The organism is Cohaesibacter haloalkalitolerans (assembly GCF_003574655.1).
Lineage (GTDB): Bacteria > Pseudomonadota > Alphaproteobacteria > Rhizobiales > Cohaesibacteraceae > Cohaesibacter > Cohaesibacter haloalkalitolerans.
The window spans coordinates 294,964-311,145 of sequence record NZ_QNUM01000001.1; the positions used below are offsets into that span (position 1 = coordinate 294,964).

Annotated in this window: 20 protein-coding genes; 6 read left to right on the plus strand and 14 right to left on the minus strand. The window is 55.9% G+C overall.

Going from position 1 to position 16,182, the window contains the following annotated elements:
• Positions 1-47: 47 nt before the first annotated feature.
• From DSL70_RS01320 to hisB, 6 genes are all read right to left on the minus strand, one after another.
• A complete protein-coding gene (locus tag DSL70_RS01320) occupies positions 48-371 on the minus strand; it encodes a phosphoribosyl-ATP diphosphatase (protein WP_119306570.1) in 324 nt (107 codons plus the stop codon).
• An 80-nt stretch (positions 372-451) separates the two neighbouring features.
• Complete coding sequence (gene hisF, locus DSL70_RS01325) at positions 452-1,234, minus strand: imidazole glycerol phosphate synthase subunit HisF (protein WP_119306081.1); 783 nt, start codon at positions 1,232-1,234, stop codon at positions 452-454.
• Complete coding sequence (gene hisA / locus DSL70_RS01330; RefSeq protein WP_119306082.1) at positions 1,228-1,980, minus strand: 1-(5-phosphoribosyl)-5-[(5-phosphoribosylamino)methylideneamino]imidazole-4-carboxamide isomerase; 753 nt, start codon at positions 1,978-1,980, stop codon at positions 1,228-1,230. The genes hisF and hisA overlap by 7 nt, the downstream gene beginning before the upstream one ends.
• A complete protein-coding gene (hisH, locus tag DSL70_RS01335) occupies positions 1,981-2,631 on the minus strand; it encodes an imidazole glycerol phosphate synthase subunit HisH (RefSeq protein ID WP_119306083.1) in 651 nt (216 codons plus the stop codon).
• Complete coding sequence (locus DSL70_RS01340; RefSeq protein ID WP_119306084.1) at positions 2,631-3,170, minus strand: DUF2628 domain-containing protein; 540 nt, start codon at positions 3,168-3,170, stop codon at positions 2,631-2,633. The genes hisH and DSL70_RS01340 overlap by 1 nt, the downstream gene beginning before the upstream one ends.
• A gap of 69 nt (positions 3,171-3,239) precedes the next feature.
• Positions 3,240-3,833: an imidazoleglycerol-phosphate dehydratase HisB gene (gene hisB, locus DSL70_RS01345; RefSeq protein WP_119306085.1), complete on the minus strand. Its 594-nt coding sequence runs from the start codon at positions 3,831-3,833 to the stop codon at positions 3,240-3,242.
• 320 nt (positions 3,834-4,153) lie between these two features.
• Between hisB and hslV the strand changes: the two genes are divergently transcribed.
• A complete protein-coding gene (gene hslV, locus DSL70_RS01350; RefSeq protein ID WP_119306086.1) occupies positions 4,154-4,723 on the plus strand; it encodes an ATP-dependent protease subunit HslV in 570 nt (189 codons plus the stop codon).
• Positions 4,724-4,851: 128 nt separating this feature from the next.
• On the plus strand, positions 4,852-6,159 hold the full coding sequence (gene hslU / locus DSL70_RS01355) for an ATP-dependent protease ATPase subunit HslU (RefSeq protein ID WP_119306087.1): 1,308 nt from the start codon (positions 4,852-4,854) through the stop codon (positions 6,157-6,159).
• Positions 6,160-6,268: 109 nt separating this feature from the next.
• On the opposite strand, the gene DSL70_RS01360 is transcribed toward hslU, so the two are convergent.
• The 4 genes from DSL70_RS01360 to DSL70_RS01375 are packed head-to-tail and all read right to left on the minus strand — an operon-like array spanning position 6,269 to position 9,206.
• Positions 6,269-6,670 (minus strand): helix-turn-helix domain-containing protein, encoded by a 402-nt coding sequence (locus tag DSL70_RS01360; protein WP_119306088.1) that lies wholly within the window; start codon positions 6,668-6,670, stop codon positions 6,269-6,271.
• A 58-nt stretch (positions 6,671-6,728) separates the two neighbouring features.
• A complete protein-coding gene (locus DSL70_RS01365) occupies positions 6,729-7,355 on the minus strand; it encodes a Smr/MutS family protein (protein ID WP_119306089.1) in 627 nt (208 codons plus the stop codon).
• 1 nt (position 7,356) lies between these two features.
• Positions 7,357-8,478, minus strand: coding sequence for a murein transglycosylase A (gene mltA, locus DSL70_RS01370; RefSeq protein ID WP_119306090.1), 1,122 nt, complete (start codon positions 8,476-8,478; stop codon positions 7,357-7,359).
• A complete protein-coding gene (locus DSL70_RS01375; protein WP_119306091.1) occupies positions 8,475-9,206 on the minus strand; it encodes a Tim44/TimA family putative adaptor protein in 732 nt (243 codons plus the stop codon). The genes mltA and DSL70_RS01375 overlap by 4 nt, the downstream gene beginning before the upstream one ends.
• A gap of 146 nt (positions 9,207-9,352) precedes the next feature.
• On the opposite strand from DSL70_RS01375, the gene DSL70_RS01380 reads away from it, so the two are divergent.
• Together DSL70_RS01380 and secB are read left to right on the plus strand one after the other, a co-directional pair.
• A complete protein-coding gene (locus DSL70_RS01380; protein ID WP_119306092.1) occupies positions 9,353-9,922 on the plus strand; it encodes an FxsA family protein in 570 nt (189 codons plus the stop codon).
• A gap of 316 nt (positions 9,923-10,238) precedes the next feature.
• On the plus strand, positions 10,239-10,736 hold the full coding sequence (secB, locus tag DSL70_RS01385; RefSeq protein WP_119306093.1) for a protein-export chaperone SecB: 498 nt from the start codon (positions 10,239-10,241) through the stop codon (positions 10,734-10,736).
• Positions 10,737-10,853: 117 nt separating this feature from the next.
• Here the strand turns inward: secB and dnaQ are convergent, their stop codons facing one another.
• Genes dnaQ through DSL70_RS01405 form a run of 4 tightly spaced genes read right to left on the minus strand, consistent with a single transcriptional unit; the run spans position 10,854 to position 13,714 of the window.
• Complete coding sequence (gene dnaQ / locus DSL70_RS01390) at positions 10,854-11,588, minus strand: DNA polymerase III subunit epsilon (RefSeq protein ID WP_119306571.1); 735 nt, start codon at positions 11,586-11,588, stop codon at positions 10,854-10,856.
• A gap of 51 nt (positions 11,589-11,639) precedes the next feature.
• Positions 11,640-12,242: a dephospho-CoA kinase gene (gene coaE / locus DSL70_RS01395; protein ID WP_119306094.1), complete on the minus strand. Its 603-nt coding sequence runs from the start codon at positions 12,240-12,242 to the stop codon at positions 11,640-11,642.
• Between the two features lie 9 nt (positions 12,243-12,251).
• Positions 12,252-13,115 (minus strand): shikimate dehydrogenase, encoded by an 864-nt coding sequence (locus DSL70_RS01400; protein WP_162916273.1) that lies wholly within the window; start codon positions 13,113-13,115, stop codon positions 12,252-12,254.
• A gap of 2 nt (positions 13,116-13,117) precedes the next feature.
• Positions 13,118-13,714, minus strand: a complete 597-nt coding sequence (locus tag DSL70_RS01405; RefSeq protein ID WP_119306095.1) for a Maf family protein — start codon at positions 13,712-13,714, stop codon at positions 13,118-13,120.
• 647 nt (positions 13,715-14,361) lie between these two features.
• Here DSL70_RS01405 and hemE point away from each other — a divergent pair.
• Together hemE and hemJ are read left to right on the plus strand one after the other, a co-directional pair.
• The gene (hemE, locus tag DSL70_RS01410) at positions 14,362-15,393 is read left to right on the plus strand and encodes a uroporphyrinogen decarboxylase (RefSeq protein ID WP_119306096.1); all 1,032 of its coding nucleotides are present in this window, start codon (positions 14,362-14,364) and stop codon (positions 15,391-15,393) included.
• Between the two features lie 89 nt (positions 15,394-15,482).
• Positions 15,483-15,932: a protoporphyrinogen oxidase HemJ gene (gene hemJ / locus DSL70_RS01415; RefSeq protein ID WP_119306097.1), complete on the plus strand. Its 450-nt coding sequence runs from the start codon at positions 15,483-15,485 to the stop codon at positions 15,930-15,932.
• Positions 15,933-16,182 lie beyond the last annotated feature (250 nt).

Consider the following 16,182-nt stretch of genomic DNA (forward strand, 5'->3'; position numbering starts at 1 on the left):
GGAGCTGATAGTACCGCATGCCTGTTGTCAGCAGCCCGTCGTCAGGATCAGTCAGCCGGGCGCGAGGCCTTTTCCTCAAGTCCGGTCTGGCCCGTGCGGCTTGCCAGCTCTGCCATGACATCGCTGAGTGGCACATCGCAGATCTTGAGCACGACGAGAAGATGATACAGCAGATCGGCCGTTTCGGATGTCAGCTCTTCCTTGTCCATCTTGACGGCAGCAATCACGGCTTCCACGGCTTCCTCGCCCATTTTCTGGGCGCATTTGCCAACGCCCTTGCCGATCAGCTTGCGGGTATAGGACTTCGGATCTTCGGAATCGGCACGGCTTGCGATAATCGCCTCGAGATCATTGAGAGTGAATGGTATCACGATCATTCCCTTTCCTGCAAAGAAAGGCCGTCTCCCGTCGGAGGGACCCTGCTTGCGATTGTCGTTTGACTTGGTAGAGACTATTTGTCCAGATCCATCCGCATCGGAATGCCTGCCTTGACCATATAGTCCTTGGCTTCCCTGATGGAATATTCACCAAAATGGAAAATGGAGGCAGCCAGAACCGCCGTGGCATGGCCATCGCGCACACCCTCGACCAGATGCTCAAGGGTTCCAACGCCGCCGGAGGCAATCACCGGCACGGTCAGCATATCTGCAATCTTGCGGGTCAGATCGATATCGAAACCAATCTTGGTGCCGTCCCGGTCCATCGAGGTCAGCAGGATTTCACCGGCCCCAAGATCAACCACTTCCTGTGCATATTCGATGGCGTCAATGCCGGTTGGCGTGCGGCCACCGTGGGTGAAGATTTCCCATTTGAGCGGCTCGCCCTCCTTGCTGACGCGCTTGGCATCAACCGAGGCCACGATGCACTGGGCTCCGAATTTCTCTGACGCTTCCCTGATGAACTCCCGGCGCAACACGGCGGCGGTGTTGATCGACACCTTGTCGGCACCGGCCTTCAACAGATCGCGGATATTGTCGGTGGTGCGGATGCCGCCACCGACGGTTACCGGCATGAAGCATTCCTCGGCGGTGCGGCGCACCACATCCAGAATGGTACCGCGATTTTCGTGACTGGCGGTGATATCGAGGAAACAAAGCTCGTCGGCACCGGCGGCATCATAGGCCTTGGCGCTTTCCACCGGATCCCCGGCGTCCTTCAGATCGACGAAATTGACGCCCTTGACGACGCGGCCGTCCTTGACATCAAGGCAGGGAATGACACGGGCTTTCAGCATGCTTTCTCTCCTGCGGCTTTGGCCGCGGCAATCAGGCCAAGGGCCTCACTGGGATCAAGGCGGCCATCATAGAGCGCCCGGCCCGTGATTGCCCCTTCCAGAATGGTGCAATCGGGCTCAAGCAGCCGTTTGACATCATCGATCGATGCCAGCCCGCCAGACGCGATGACGGGAATGGAGGTTGCATTGGCCAGTTCCAGCGTCGAGGGAATATTGAGGCCCTTCAGGATGCCATCGCGGTCGATATCGGTATAGATGATGGCGGCAACACCGGCATCCTCGAACTGCTTGGCGAGATCGACGGTGGTCAGTTCGGACGTTTCGGCCCAGCCTTCAACGGCGACCTTGCCGCCCTTGGCGTCGATGCCGACGGCGACGCGGCCTGGAAACTGCTTGCAGGCTTCGCGCACCAACTGCGGGTCGCGCACGGCGATGGTGCCGAGAATCACGCGGGTGATCCCCTTTTCCAGCCAATGCTCGATTCCTTTCAGGTCGCGGATGCCGCCGCCGAGCTGCACCGGATTGGTGGTGTTCTTCAGAATACTGTCAACAGCGGCGGTGTTTTCCGACTTGCCGACAAACGCGCCATTCAGATCGACCACATGCAGCCATTCAAAGCCCTGATCCTGAAACCGGCGGGCCTGATCGCCCGGATCATTGTTGAAAACGGTGGCCTGCTCCATGTCACCCAGCTTGAGGCGTACGCACTGACCGTCCTTCAGATCGATAGCGGGAAAGATGATCATTCATGGCCTCCATTTGAGGAAATTGGAAATCAGGGCAAGGCCCAGCTTCTGGCTTTTTTCCGGGTGGAACTGGGTTCCGATGATATTGTCGCGACCAACGCAGGCCGTCACGGTTTCGGCATAGTCGGCCGTTGCCAGCACATGCGCCGGATTGGCGGCCTTCAGATGATAGGAATGCACGAAATAGGCATGCAGCCCGTCAGGTCCTGTGGGGATGCCAGCCCAGACGGGATGATCCCTTACCAGTTCCACGGTGTTCCAGCCCATGTGCGGGATCTTGAGGCTCGGATCGGACGGCTCAAGGGAAACCACGTCGCCGGGAATCCAGCCAAGTCCTTCAGTGACCTTATATTCAAGGCCGCGGCTGGCAAGCAGCTGCAACCCGACACAGATGCCGAGAAACGGCCTGCCATTGGCAATCACGGCTTCGTTGAGCGCTTCGACCATGCCATCAACCGCATCAAGACCGGCCCGACAATCCGCATAGGCACCCACGCCCGGCAACACGATATGATCTGCCAGACGAACATCTTCGGGATGGGAGGTGACCAGAACCTCGGCCTGAAGACTGCTCTCGCGAGCCGCCCGCTCAAATGCCTTGGCCGCCGAGCACAGGTTGCCCGAGCCATAATCAATGATTGCGATGCGCATTATTTTGTCTCCTGGGAGGGATCCGGCGTTGGGAACAACCCGATAACCGGGCCGCTTTCCATCCTGTCGGTCGGTTTCACCTTGAAGAAAGGCGAATCTTGTTTTTGCGCCAGAGGCGGTTTTACCGTGGTTTTGAGGCCAGAGGTTACCGGAGTAGCCTGTTTGGCGGCTTTCAGTCTGAAATCAACATAGCGCAATTCGCAATGATCCCGACTTTCGGCAAACAGGGTCACGACTTCCACATAACCCTTTCTTTCCAGCTGCCAGCCGATAAGGTTCGGCGCCTCGACACTGACCCAGACACTGGTCAGCAGGCTGATCAGCATTTCCGACCACAGCGGCAGATAGCCATAAAGCGACCAGATCGGCAGCATGAACAGCACGTAGCCGAACAGCACCCACCACAGCCGCCTCACCAGCATCCAGATGACCGGCAGAAAGAAAGCCAGCGCGGAGTAGTGATTTTTCACAATCACGGCGCTTTCAATGGTCTCATCCAGTGATAGACCGGGTTTTTCATAGATCGTGTAGGAAGCCATGGTCCTGCCTCTTCAACGGGGCTTGCGAATGCCAGCGATCGAGCAGATCAACGCCGCAAGTCCGTCCAATCATCCATTCAATGTTCCCTTGGTCGAGGGAACACGATCGGCCTGACGGGGATCCACCTCGACCGCCTTGCGCAGCACGCGCGCCACTGCCTTGAAGCAGCTCTCGGCGATATGGTGGTTGTTGGTACCGTAAAGATTGGCAATATGCAGGGTGATGCCGGCGTTCTGAGCGAATGCGTGGAAAAATTCCTCGAACAGCTCGGTATCAAAATCCCCGACCTTGTCGCGGCTGAAGGTCACGTCCCAGACCAGATAGGGCCGTCCGGACACGTCAACCGCAGCGCGGGTCATGGTTTCGTCCATCGGCAGATGCACATCGGCATAACGGGTGATGCCTTTCTTGTCGCCCAGCGCCTCCTTGAAGGCCTGACCGAGAGCGATGCCGATGTCTTCAGCCGTGTGATGGGCATCGATATGCAGGTCACCGTTGGCCTTGATCGTCATGTCGATCAGCGAATGGCGCGACAGTTGATCGATCATGTGATCCAGAAATCCGACGCCGGTATCAATGGCGTAGCTGCCGGTTCCATCGAGATTGATGGAGAGCGAAATGTCGGTTTCATTGGTGGTTCTGGTGATCGATGCGGTGCGCATGAAGGCTTTCCTTCGTTTTGTTCATTCCAACGTTATGTATCAGGGCACAGGGGACAAATCCATAGGGCAGCGCGCCCAAAATGCAATCGGAATGCATCTATATTTGCGGTTTTAGTCGCATTGTTGACGGAATGCCAACGAAAGCTGCGCTATATGGCGCAAACGGGCGCAAAAGCCTTGCATTCCGCTTTCAATAAAAGCGAGATTGAAAATCACAGACGGATGCTTACATCTGGTTAAACCCACGCGGATTGTTGGACACTCAGTTCGCTTCCCCGCACGGCCCGATACAACGGGCAAGATGATGGACAAATTCATTCATGACAGATCAGTCTTCTCAAAATTCGGCTTTTCCCGGCTGGCGCGGAACCACCATCCTCACCGTTCGCAAAGGCGGCAAGGTCGTTGTTGCAGGCGACGGACAGGTCAGCCTCGGACAGACGGTGATCAAGGGCAACGCCCGCAAGGTGCGCCCTTTGGGAAAAGGCAATGTGATTGGCGGCTTCGCAGGAGCAACGGCCGATGCCTTCACGCTGTTTGAACGTCTGGAAGCCAAGCTTGAACAATATCCCGATCAGCTGACCCGCGCCTGCGTCGACATGGCCAAGGACTGGCGAACCGATCGCTACCTTCGACGTCTTGAAGCGATGATGATCGTCGCCGACAAGGAGGTTTCACTGGTGCTGACCGGTACCGGTGACGTGCTTGAACCGGAATATGGTGTCACGGCAATCGGTTCCGGTGGCAACTACGCGCTGGCGGCCGCCCGTGCCCTGATGGATACGGACATGGACGCCGAGGCCATCGCCCGCAAGGCCATGGCCATTGCCGCGGAAATCTGCGTTTACACCAATGACCATCTGACGATTGAAGTACTGGATGCCAAATAGGGCATGCCTTTCGGCCTGATCCCGAACCTTGACCGCTGCCGTAGGGACAAGCACAAGACTGTCGGGGGCCTACTGGGCCGGAACGAAAAGGGCGCGGCTCTTGCCGCAAGCCTTCAGGAGAGACAAGAATGACCGATTTTTCCCCTCGCGAGATCGTTTCCGAGCTCGACCGCTTTATTGTCGGCCAGAAAGACGCCAAGCGGGCCGTGGCGATTGCCCTGCGCAACCGCTGGCGCCGACAGCAGCTGGACGATGATCTCAGGGAAGAAGTTCTGCCCAAGAACATCCTGATGATCGGGCCAACCGGCGTCGGCAAGACCGAGATTTCCCGCCGTCTGGCCAAACTGGCAAACGCACCCTTCATCAAGATCGAGGCGACCAAATTCACCGAAGTTGGCTATGTGGGCCGCGATGTCGACCAGATCGTGCGTGACCTGATTGAGAGCGGCATCATTCTCACGCGCGAAAAGCGACGCAAGGATGTGCAGGCCAAGGCGCACGGTGCCGCCGAGGAGCGCGTGCTTGATGCTCTGGTAGGACCGGGGGCAGGCCCTGCCACCCGTGACAGTTTCCGCAAGAAGCTGCGCGATGGCCTGCTGGATGACAAGGAAATCGAGATTGAGGTGAAAGACACCAGCTCGCCAATGTCGTCCTTTGAAATTCCCGGCATGCCCGGTGGATCAATGGGCGTGATGAATCTCTCCGACATGTTCGGCAAGGCCTTTGGCGGCCGCACCAAACAGCGCAAGGTCAACGTCAAGGATTCCTATGCCCTTCTGATCACGGAAGAATCCGACAAGCTTCTGGACGAAGACCAAATTGTTTCGGAGGCGATATCATTGGTGGAAAACAGCGGTATTGTCTTCCTTGACGAGATCGACAAGATCTGCGCCGGCGAGGGCAGAGGCGGGGCTGATGTCTCCCGCGAAGGCGTTCAGCGCGACCTGCTGCCGCTGATCGAGGGCACTACCGTGACGACGAAATACGGTCCGGTGAAGACCGACCATATCCTGTTCATCGCTTCTGGCGCCTTCCATGTCTCCAAGCCATCTGACCTTCTGCCCGAGTTGCAGGGCCGTCTGCCGATCCGGGTAGAGCTGCGCGCGCTGACACGGGAAGACTTCAAGGCCATCCTGACCGATACGGAGGCCAATCTGCCGAAACAGTATTCGGCTCTGCTGGCCACCGAAGAGGTCACGCTGTCCTTTACCGATGATGCGATCGAGACCATTGCCGACATCGCGGTGGAACTCAACAGCACGGTGGAGAATATCGGAGCCCGGCGTCTACAGACCGTGATGGAAAAGATCCTCGAGGATATTTCCTTCGAAGCACCGGATCGCGGTGGCGAGACAATCGAGATTACCGGTGCGTTTGTGCGCGAGAATGTTGGCGAATTGGCAAAGAATACCGATCTCAGCCGCTATATTCTCTAAGGTCCGGTCACCGGAACCAAGAACGATAAAAGAAAGGGCACGCCGTTTTCGGATGTGCCCTTTTTCAATGCCTGAAGATTGCGTTTGGCAGAATAATAATAACTTCGCCTCAGGTCTGGTCCCTGAAATCGGGCGTTCCCATGCCGCGCCCGCGCGAGGAGGCCGACCGGACCTGAAGGATCAGCGCTTCCAGCCCTTCCTTGGAAATCTGGTCGATGCGCTCGGCCAGCAGATTGGCCAGCTCGGTCGCACGGGGATCAAGACCGGCGGTGCGAATGGTTGGATTCGGATCCGAAATTTCGGCCAGCCGCTGCAGCTCTTCTGCCTCGTCCCAGATGATGTTGAAATAGGCGATGATACGCTGGATCAGGAACCAGGTCGGCTTGCCCCTCTTGCCGTGCTCAAGCGCCGAAAGATAGGCACTGGAGACATCCAGCCGATCCGCCATTTCCTTGAGTGTGATGTTCCGCTCCTTGCGCATACGCCGCAATTTTGCACCGAAGGGAGTCATGGATCAGATCCTTGTTACCGCCAGAAATAAACTGGGAAACTGCGCGAAGGGATCGCTTCTACTTGATTTTGTTACGCCTTCTGAGACGGATATGCAAGGCTCCCGCGCCGCCGAGCGTCGGGTGGGCTTCCTCGAAGCCGACGATGATGCTACGGATATCCGGCTCGGACAGCCACTTCGGGACGACCCGGCGCAGCACACCCTTTTCCTGCCCGATGGCATAGGTTTCCATCTCGCCACGGCTACCCTTGCCGGTGATGACAAGCACATGCTTGTAATGCTGCTGATGACTGCTCTTGAGGAATCCGAACAGCGCCGTGTGAGCCTCGCGCTGGGTCATGCCGTGCAAATCCAGTCGCGCGTCGATGGCAAGCCGCCCCTGAACAATGCGCTTTTTTTCCTTGCGATCGATACCTGCAAGAGGAGGGGTGGTTCGGCTGACCGGGATATCCCTGCCACGGATGCCTGCCTGCCTCAGGGCATCAAGTTCGGCAGCACTGGCGTGCTTTCGCTGCACCGGATGAGCAGGATCCGGGGTGTTGCCTTGATCGAGTGCTTTGGGTTCCTTCAGCGTTTCAATCAACGCCTTGAGCTCCGCAGAGCGCCCTTCCAGCGGCGTGACCGTTTCGGTCACCTTCTTCCAGAGCCGGATATCCTTGCGACTGAGGGGAGGTTTACGGGCCAATTCATCCTCCTCTGTTGTCAGCTACCCGGCTTGGCATCAGGCAGATAAAGCGTGTCTGTTGTTGAAGTTGTCCGGCCAGTGTCCCGGCTTCGAGACCGGTTCCGACGAACAGGTCACCACGAGCCGTGCCCTTGATGGCAGACCCCGTGTCATGGGCAAAGACCATTTGCCTGAAGGGTTTACCCTCTCCGTCCACATCAGGCAAGAAGGTTTCCAGCCAAAATGGCAAACCGAAGGTGTGGATGTGCCGATCCACCGCGATGCTGCGCATGGGAACAAGGGGAACCCCTGCTGCGGCCTTCGGTCCGAACCGGGCGTCCTCTCCTGCCTCATCGGCTTCATGCCCTTCAGAGATGGCCTTGAAATAGATATAGGAGGGGTTTTCCCCCAACAGCCTTGTTCCTTCCCTGCCAAGCGAGCGCAGATGAGCCAGCAAACCATCCATGGTGATGTTGCTGGCGGTAAAAACACCCTGTTCAATCAGATATTTGCCAAGCGAGCGATAGGGATGGCCGGACTTGCCGTCAAAGGCAATCCGCATGGCCGCGCCATCGCCGAGGTCAAGTCTGGCCGACCCCTGGATGTGAATGACATAGGCCTCAAGCGGGTCTTTCAACCACGCAAGCTCCAAATTTCTGCCATCCAGTGCCCCCGCCATGACTTCGGCCCGGCTGGCATGAAAGCACAAGCCGTCAGCGGTTTTGCGGGCAAAGCTGGTTTCCGGCGTAAAGCCCGCCTTTTCTGCTTCTTCAGGGGTGAGGGGAACCAGATCCTCAGGCCGCTTGTGCAGCGGGAAGGCAAAGGTCTCGTCGCGGCTGAGACGGGCTTCGAACACCGGTTCATAATAGCCCGTCAGCAGGCCCGGGCCAACAAGAGCAACCGGCCGGAAGTGGCTTTCAAAGAACAGGCGGGCCGCCTGCCGATCAAGCGCACCGGGCTGGGCCAGAGCGGCTCTGGCAATCACCAGAAGATCTTCAGCCGCCGCACTGCCAGCTCTCGAGGTTGGCGGGCGCTGCAAAAGAAAGCGGGCGGAATGACAAAAGGCGGCAAAAGCCGCCTCATGATCATGTTCATCCCATCCTGCCAGATCGGAAAAATCCAGTGGTTCAGTCTCCACGCTCATTGGGCCGATTCGGTTCCGATCAGTTTCCAGTTCGGGTTCCGGCTGCTCATGTCGCGGCTGAAGGTCCAGATATCGGTGACTTCCTCGACCGAATTCGGATCCCCTTCAATGACATGGCCGATATCGTCCTTGGTGCAGGAGGTGATGGAAGAGACAAAGCGCACGGTGATCTGTGCCTCATTGCCCGCCACTTCCGCTTCCACGATGGACGACTTGTTGATGCCGATGAAGGTGAATTCGACCCGGAGATTCTTGCTCTCCCGTTCGTCCAGCGCGCTGGTGAAGCCGGAGAACACATCGGCGGCCAGCAGCTGCTTGAGGGTTTTGCGGTCTCCCTCCGCATAGGCGGTGACAATCATTTCATAGGCAATGCGGGCCCCGGCAACGAAGCTGTCCGGATCAAAGCTGCGATCCATGGCCATAAGCTGGGACAGTGCAGCGTTGAGCGATGAACCAGCGGGGGCAATCTTCTCGATGCGCCGGTTCTTCTCTTCCACCGTTTCCGCTTCACTCTCGGCACGGTCTGGCAAGGCAATTACATTATCCCCAACGTCATCTGCAGGGGGCGCCTTTCTCTCCTTGTCCTTTTCATGATCCGAAAACGGATCAAAAGGATCGGCTTCATTGCCTGTCCTCGTGCCAAGAACATCCTTCAAGCGCCAGAACAGGACGACGGCAATAATGAGGAAAACGACTGAAGTTAAATCGAAACCGAGGAATTGGGACATATAGCTCGCCTTGGTCAGGTTGAATTTTGCAAAAAAGCACTGAAACTTTCACTTTTCTTTCTATATTTAAGGAAGGGCTCCTTGCAAATCCATAATGGAAAACGAAAGGAGCATAAAAAACACAATCTTTTGAGGAGACCGCATAGGTGACGAACAGATCGCTCTTTCCATTCCTTCCTTTTCTGCTGCTGGCAGTGCCGATCCTGGAAATTGGCGTCTTCATCCTTGTTGGCGGGCAGATCGGTGTTGTCAACACCTTGCTCGGCGTGCTCCTGACGGCGGTTATCGGCACCATTCTTCTGCGACGTCAAGGCTTTGCCTTGATCGGGCAGGCACAGCAGCAGATGAATCAGGGCAAGATTCCCGGCAAGGAAATGGCACATGGTGTCATGCTGCTGGCCGCCGGTCTGCTTTTGCTGACGCCAGGCTTTGTCACCGACACCTTCGGGTTTCTCTTGTTGGTTCCCGGCATTCGTGACGGCATTTTCCACTTTTTCAAGAGCCGGGTCACCGTTGCCGGACTGCACAGCCAGTCTTTTGGCAGCAGTGGCGGCACCTATTATGAGAGCTACAGCTATCAGTCACGCAACACGAGCCCTCGGCCTTCGAATGACGACATCATCGATCTGGATGAGGACCAGTTTGGCGAAGTGAAAGATCACACCGTCATCGAAAATGGTAATGGGCCGGATTCCCCCTGGAACAAGTCTTCCTGACAAGCAAAGATCTCGCCCCGCAAAGATAAAGGCCGTTGCAATCAAGAGCTGCCATAGAGCCGCCAGACCAGAAACTTGGGCAAAGCGGTCAAATGCGATGGGCCCGTGGGCCTTTTCCTTGTTTCAGCCTGTTCATCATGCTACAGCGTTTCCTAGACAAGAGGATAATCAAATCGAACCCTTCTGTTGCACCCAAATGATCCAAGGGAGGCGATCAGGCAATAGCGCCTGATCTCGACACAATTCAGGTGCCAGACTGTCGGGAGTTCCCTTTGTTGTCCCAGTTTGTTCAACCAATGAATTAGGAAACAGTTTTATGAGCGACGCACAAGAAAATGGCGCAGCTGCAGGCGGAGACCTCAAACTGCCTGGCATGAGAATTCTGGCCCAGTATATCAAGGATCTGTCATTCGAGAATCCCAATGCTCCAGATTCCCTGCGTCCCCGCGAGAAGGCTCCGGATATCAACGTTCAGATCAACGTGAACGCCACCCCGCTTTCCGAAACCGAATTTGAAGCCGAACTGACCCTGAACGCCAAGGCAACCGTCGACGATACCACCCTGTTCAACGTCGAACTGCTCTATGCCGGCATCTTCTCGGTCTCCAACGTTCCGCAGGAACAGCTGCATCCGTTCGTGATGATCGAATGCCCGCGTCTGCTGTTCCCGTTTGCCCGTCAGATCATTTCCGACGCGACCATGCGCGGCGGCTTCCCTCCGCTGAATGTGGATCCGATCGATTTTGCCCAGCTCTATCGTCAGCGGATGATGGAAATGGCCGCTCAGCAGCAGCAGACCCAGCCAACCCAATAAGCTGGCTGGCAAGTGCAAGAATGAGAAAAGCCGACTGGATGATATCCAGTCGGCTTTTTCATTGCCGCTTCATTGCCGCCGTTAACGGCTTGTTAATCAGTTTCACGTGAATCCAGATCAGCTCTCAGTCTGATCGGCTGCTTCTGGCTGCGGCATGTATTGCGCCCAGATGACGTCGCCCTTGACTTCCTTCAGAAAGGTCAGATGCGCTTCAACCTCGGCTTCGGTCAACCGGGCGGGAAGGGGCGTAGGGCGTGTTCTGGCAGGCTGGCGCGCGCCGGTGCCACCAGCAGCATTATCGGCCTCATTCTGCTGTTCGCTGGACAGCATGAAACTGGTCTGGCGCCCACCGATCAGCTCCAGATAGACGTCCGCCAGAATCTCACTATCGAGCAGAGCGCCGTGCAGGGTGCGTTTCGAGTTATCGATGCCAAAGCGGCTGCAGAGCACATCGAGGTTGTTCGGGCCAGCCGGAAATCTCTGACGCGCCATGGCCAGCGTATCAATGACCAGTTCCTTGTCGATTATCGGGAATCCGGCTTTTTCCAGCTCCCAGTTGAGAAACTTGATGTCGAAGCTAGCATTGTGGGCGATCAGCACTGTATCTTTGATGAACTCATGGAAATCTTTGGCGATCTGAGCAAATTTCGGCTTGTCGGAGAGGAATTCCTCCGACAGGCCATGCACTCGGAAGGCCTCTTCGGGCATATCCCGCTCAGGATTGATATAGACGTGAAAATTGTTCTCCGTCGGCAGGTGATTGATCAGTTCCACGCAGCCGATTTCGACAACCCTGTCTCCCGTCATGACGTCCAGACCGGTTGTTTCGGTATCGAATACAATTTCCCTCAGGACCATTTTCAACTCTCTCGCAAACAAATCACCACAAAGGGTGACTATGATCTATTCGCCTCTTTGTGCAAAGCGTCTTTTGATATCCTTGAGGATGGCATCTACCTGGGCGGCGGCGGCATCCAGACCTCTGCCGGTATCAACAATATAGTCCGCCCGGCTGCGCTTTTCCTCATCAGGCATCTGTTTGGCCTTGATGGCCTCGAATTTCTCGACCGTCATGCCCGGCCGCGCCAGAACCCGTTGCCGCTGGGTGTCTGCATCGGCTGAGACCACCACCACGACGTCCACACGATCCTCGGCGCCGGTCTCGAACAACAACGGGATATCCAGCACCACCATTTCAATACCATCGGCGCGGGCCTGATCGTAGAATTCCCGCTCTTGCCGTCGCACCAGCGGGTGGATGATGGTCTCAAGACGTTTCATGGCCTCGGGATTGCCGATAACGCGGGACGAAAGCGCTGCCCGATCCACCCCCAACGGCCCTGTGGTACCGGGAAATTCCGCTTCGATCAGCGGCACGGCTGCTCCCTTGTAGAGGCGGTGGACCGTGGCATCGGCATCATGCAGCGGATAACCGCGATCTACAAACATCTGTCCGGTCGTCGTCTTGCCCATTCCGATGGAACCGGTGAGGCCGATCTTGATCATGAGATGCTCCTACAAGCTCTTCAGAACCGTCTGACGCAGAAGGTCGGTGACCATTGGGCGCTTGCCAAACCAGTGCTCGAAGCCCGGAACAGCCTGATGTAACAGCATGCCAAGGCCATCGACCACCGGATTGCCGCGCATCCGGGCCTGCCGCAGGATGTCCGTTTCCAGCGGATTATAGACAATATCGGTGACCAGCGCCGAAACGGGCAGGGCGTCAAGAGAGAGATCAAGAGGCGGTTGCCCGATCATGCCAAGGCTTGAGGTATTGACCAGACAATCAATGGAATTAAGGCTTTCAGCGCGCTTTTCCCAGTCGACCACAAGCACCCGAGCGCCCAGCCCGAGCGCGGCAAACAGCTGCGCAAGCTCTTCCGACTTCGATCTTGTTCGATTCGCTATCGTAACGGTTTCAAAGCCCCGCTCGAGCAGCCCATTGATGACCGGACGAGCAGCCCCGCCAGCCCCGAGCACCATGGCATTTGCACCGGTTGCCCTGTCCCAACCAGGCTGCTGCTGATCGAGATTGGCCAGAAAACCATAGCCGTCGGTATTATCCGCATGCAGCTTGCCGTCTTCAAACCACAGGGTATTGGCTGCCTTGAGCTTCTGTGCGGTCGGATGGATAACGTCTACATGATCCAGCACCGCCTGTTTGTGAGGAATGGTCACGTTACCGCCGACAAAGCCCCGCGCTTTCATTTCGCTGATGAAGGCACCGAGGTTTTCCGGTTCAACGGCAATTTTCTCGTAGCTGCCGGCAAGACCATAGTGGTCAAGCCAATGGCCATGAATAAGCGGTGATTTGGACTGTTCTATCGGCCAGCCGATGACAAAAGCCTTTGGCATTTGAGTGGGTGTTGCTTCGCTCATGATCAGAATTCCAATCCCTGATGCTGGCGCAGATAGCCAAGAAGGGGCAGAAGGGGCAGGCCGAGAATGGTGAAATAGTCACCGTCTATCTGTTCAAACAGCTGCACACCCAGCCCTTCCAGCTGGTAGCAGCCGACACTGGACCGCACCTGATCGCCCACTCTTGCCATATAGCGCCCGATCTCCTGTGGGCTCAGAGGCCGCATGGTGAGGGTGGCCGTCGAGACGTGACTCCAGAGGATTTCCCCACCCTTTGCACAGGCCACTGCCGAATGCAGCTGATGGCTTTGTCCGCAGAGTTCCAACAGTTGTCGGCGGGCGGCGTCCTCATTTTCCGGCTTGTTGAAGCGTTTATCCCCAAAGCCCAGAGTCTGGTCAGCCCCGATCACCAGCGTGTCGGGATGGCGGGTGGAAACATCCATCGCCTTCACTTCCGCCAGCAGGGTGGCAATATCGGCGGGTGGTGCACCAGCCTCGACCAACGGCTGTTCTGCTGCCCGTTCATCCACTTCGGCAGCAAAAGTTTCAAAGGACAGTCCGGCATTGGACAGAAGAGACGCCCGTGCCTGACTTTTCGAAGCGAGAATCAATGGAATCATGAAACTGGTCCAAGCTGTAAAAGGTTGGTTCGATGTTTAGAGCAACGGGCAGCGAAACGAAACGCCCTTTGTGGGTCCTTCCCCCTCAGTTTGTCCAATAGTGCCCTATCCGGAGGACAAACCCGCAGAGTTTGGCCATTTTCTTCATCAAACTGTCTTGAAACTGGCTTATTGACAGCCCGATGAGCGATTCTTCCCCAGGGGCTGTGGGCAAAGTGGGATAAACAGGCGGTTTATTCAGAGTTCACGATTTCATGCTCGTTAACCATTTTTTAATCCCCAAGCTCGATTGCGCAATGAGCGAGTTGTTAACACTCTGTTTACCAAGGTTAACAAACAGTAAATACACAATTTGTTAAAAATTGCTCAATAGTTGTCTTCCAAACATACCCGGATTTGACCACATTGCAGGGCGCAGCTTTCTGCGGCGTGCGGGACTTGTCCCCGTAATCCCAAAAGGCTGTCTTGGAATTGGTAACCGGAAAACCACAGTTGTTCATGACGCGTTGTGGGGAATTTGTGGGCGAAAAAGAACCCCCACAATCCACGGCCTAAAAGAATAAACAAAAGATTAAACTAAAATATTTTATTAGGAAGTTTGCTGGGAATCGTGCTCAATTCGGCCTGCAAACGGGGAGACAAATATCGTGATCAATCGACGCTTGATAAACGTTCTGAATGGCCAGACCGAGAAGACCCCACCCATCTGGCTGATGAGGCAGGCGGGACGGTATCTTCCCGAATATCGTGCCACCAGAGCGCAGGCAGGTGATTTTCTTTCCCTTTGCTACAATCCAGATCTGGCAACGGAAGTGACGCTGCAACCCATTCGTCGATTTGGCTTCGATGCAGCAATTCTCTTCTCGGATATTCTTGTCATCCCTGATGGACTTGGGCGTTCGGTCAGGTTCGTTCAAGGGGAAGGCCCACAGCTTGATCCGATTTCTCCTGAAGAAATCATGGATCTTGACCCTTCCAAGGTGATTGATCATCTCTCCCCGGTATTCGAGGCGGTTGGCAAGATCCGTCATGAGCTGCCGGAGGAAACGACTTTTCTTGGCTTCTGTGGTGCTCCCTGGACCGTTGCGACCTATATGATCGCCGGGCATGGCACTCCGGATCAGGCGCCGGCTCGTCTGTTTGCGCGCAAGCATCCCGAGGTCTTCGAGGCGTTGATCAATTGTCTCGTTGAAGCTTCGATCCTCTATCTGGTCAAGCAGTTGCAGTGCGGTGCCGATGCGGTACAGATTTTCGACAGCTGGGCTGGCGTCTTGGATGATGCGCTCTATGTGACGGCATCTCGTGATCCTATTGCCAGAATAGTGGCTGGCGTGCGGGCACAAATCCCCGATGCAAAGATCATCGGTTTCCCAAAAGGGGCTGGGATGCGGCTTGAGGATTTTGTCTCGGTGACCGGCGTCAATGCGATCGGGCTCGACTGGACCGTGCCACTCGACTGGGCGCGGGACGCTCTTCAGCCGAAGGTGGCTTTGCAGGGCAATCTCGATCCGACCCTTCTGATGTCGGATGAACGGCATCTGGATGAGGCCATCGACCGGATCATGGCCGCATGGAGCAACGGGCCTTTCATCTTCAACCTTGGTCATGGCATTTCCCCACAGGGTGATATCAATCTGGTTCATCGTCTGATAGATCGTGTGCGGTCCTATCACGGGTAGGGCAGTCTGGACGCAATTGCCCGATCCAAGCCATATAAGTGGCACTTGCTGTGCGAACCGGTTTTTGATCAATACTATTGAGGACTGAAATGGATTTTCTGGAATTCCTGCCTTATGAGTGGACCAAGGCGCTGCATATCATCAGCGTGATCACCTGGATGGCGGGTATCTTCTATCTGCCGCGGTTGTTCGTCTATCATGCATCGGCCGAGATCGGTTCCGATAAATCCGAGACCTTCAAGGTGATGGAGCGCAAGCTGCTCAAGGGCATCATGAATCCGTCGCTGATCGCCAGCTGGCTTTTTGGTCTGTGGTTGGCCTTTGGTCACGGCATCTGGGCGGCCGATGCCATCTGGCTGCATGTCAAGTTTCTGCTTGTCAGTCTGATGACCGCATACCATATGGTCTGCGCACGCTATGTTCGCGTTTTTGCAGCCGATCAAAATCGCAAGAGCCATGTCTACTATCGTTATTTCAATGAAATTCCGACCTTGCTGATGCTGGCGATTGTTATTCTGGCTGTTGTTAAGCCATTTTAATGACAGCCTAATCGGGATTCGAGACTAGCAATTGGTCTCAATTGGGGTCTTTCCATTCGCTTGTTGGCATATTTTTCGTTGATGGGGCTTGCCCAACTTTTGCGAAGCAGCTATGTTCCGCGAAATCGTTTCTAACGATGACTAACTTGGAAACGCTTTCTTTCCTCTGTTTCCAAGGCTATAGCGAGGCACAATAACAAACAACAGTGCCTTGTTTCTTCCTACCTTTTTCCCTTGGTTGCTTATCCCT

Bases quoted from the DNA above. Each gene is read 5' to 3' on its own strand.
- hslV (WP_119306086.1), top strand. From the start codon at position 4,154: ATGACAGATCAGTCTTCTCAAAATTCGGCTTTTCCCGGCTGGCGCGGA.
- hisH (WP_119306083.1), bottom strand. From the start codon at position 2,631: ATGCGCATCGCAATCATTGATTATGGCTCGGGCAACCTGTGCTCGGCG.
- DSL70_RS01405 (WP_119306095.1), bottom strand. From the start codon at position 13,714: ATGATTCCATTGATTCTCGCTTCGAAAAGTCAGGCACGGGCGTCTCTT.
- coaE (WP_119306094.1), bottom strand. From the start codon at position 12,242: ATGATCAAGATCGGCCTCACCGGTTCCATCGGAATGGGCAAGACGACG.
- mltA (WP_119306090.1), bottom strand. From the start codon at position 8,478: ATGAGCGTGGAGACTGAACCACTGGATTTTTCCGATCTGGCAGGATGG.
- hisF (WP_119306081.1), bottom strand. From the start codon at position 1,234: ATGCTGAAAGCCCGTGTCATTCCCTGCCTTGATGTCAAGGACGGCCGC.
- secB (WP_119306093.1), top strand. From the start codon at position 10,239: ATGAGCGACGCACAAGAAAATGGCGCAGCTGCAGGCGGAGACCTCAAA.
- DSL70_RS01340 (WP_119306084.1), bottom strand. From the start codon at position 3,170: ATGGCTTCCTACACGATCTATGAAAAACCCGGTCTATCACTGGATGAG.
- DSL70_RS01400 (WP_162916273.1), bottom strand. From the start codon at position 13,115: ATGAGCGAAGCAACACCCACTCAAATGCCAAAGGCTTTTGTCATCGGC.
- hisA (WP_119306082.1), bottom strand. From the start codon at position 1,980: ATGATCATCTTTCCCGCTATCGATCTGAAGGACGGTCAGTGCGTACGC.
- DSL70_RS01360 (WP_119306088.1), bottom strand. From the start codon at position 6,670: ATGACTCCCTTCGGTGCAAAATTGCGGCGTATGCGCAAGGAGCGGAAC.
- hslU (WP_119306087.1), top strand. From the start codon at position 4,852: ATGACCGATTTTTCCCCTCGCGAGATCGTTTCCGAGCTCGACCGCTTT.
- hemJ (WP_119306097.1), top strand. From the start codon at position 15,483: ATGGATTTTCTGGAATTCCTGCCTTATGAGTGGACCAAGGCGCTGCAT.
- hisB (WP_119306085.1), bottom strand. From the start codon at position 3,833: ATGCGCACCGCATCGATCACCAGAACCACCAATGAAACCGACATTTCG.
- DSL70_RS01375 (WP_119306091.1), bottom strand. From the start codon at position 9,206: ATGTCCCAATTCCTCGGTTTCGATTTAACTTCAGTCGTTTTCCTCATT.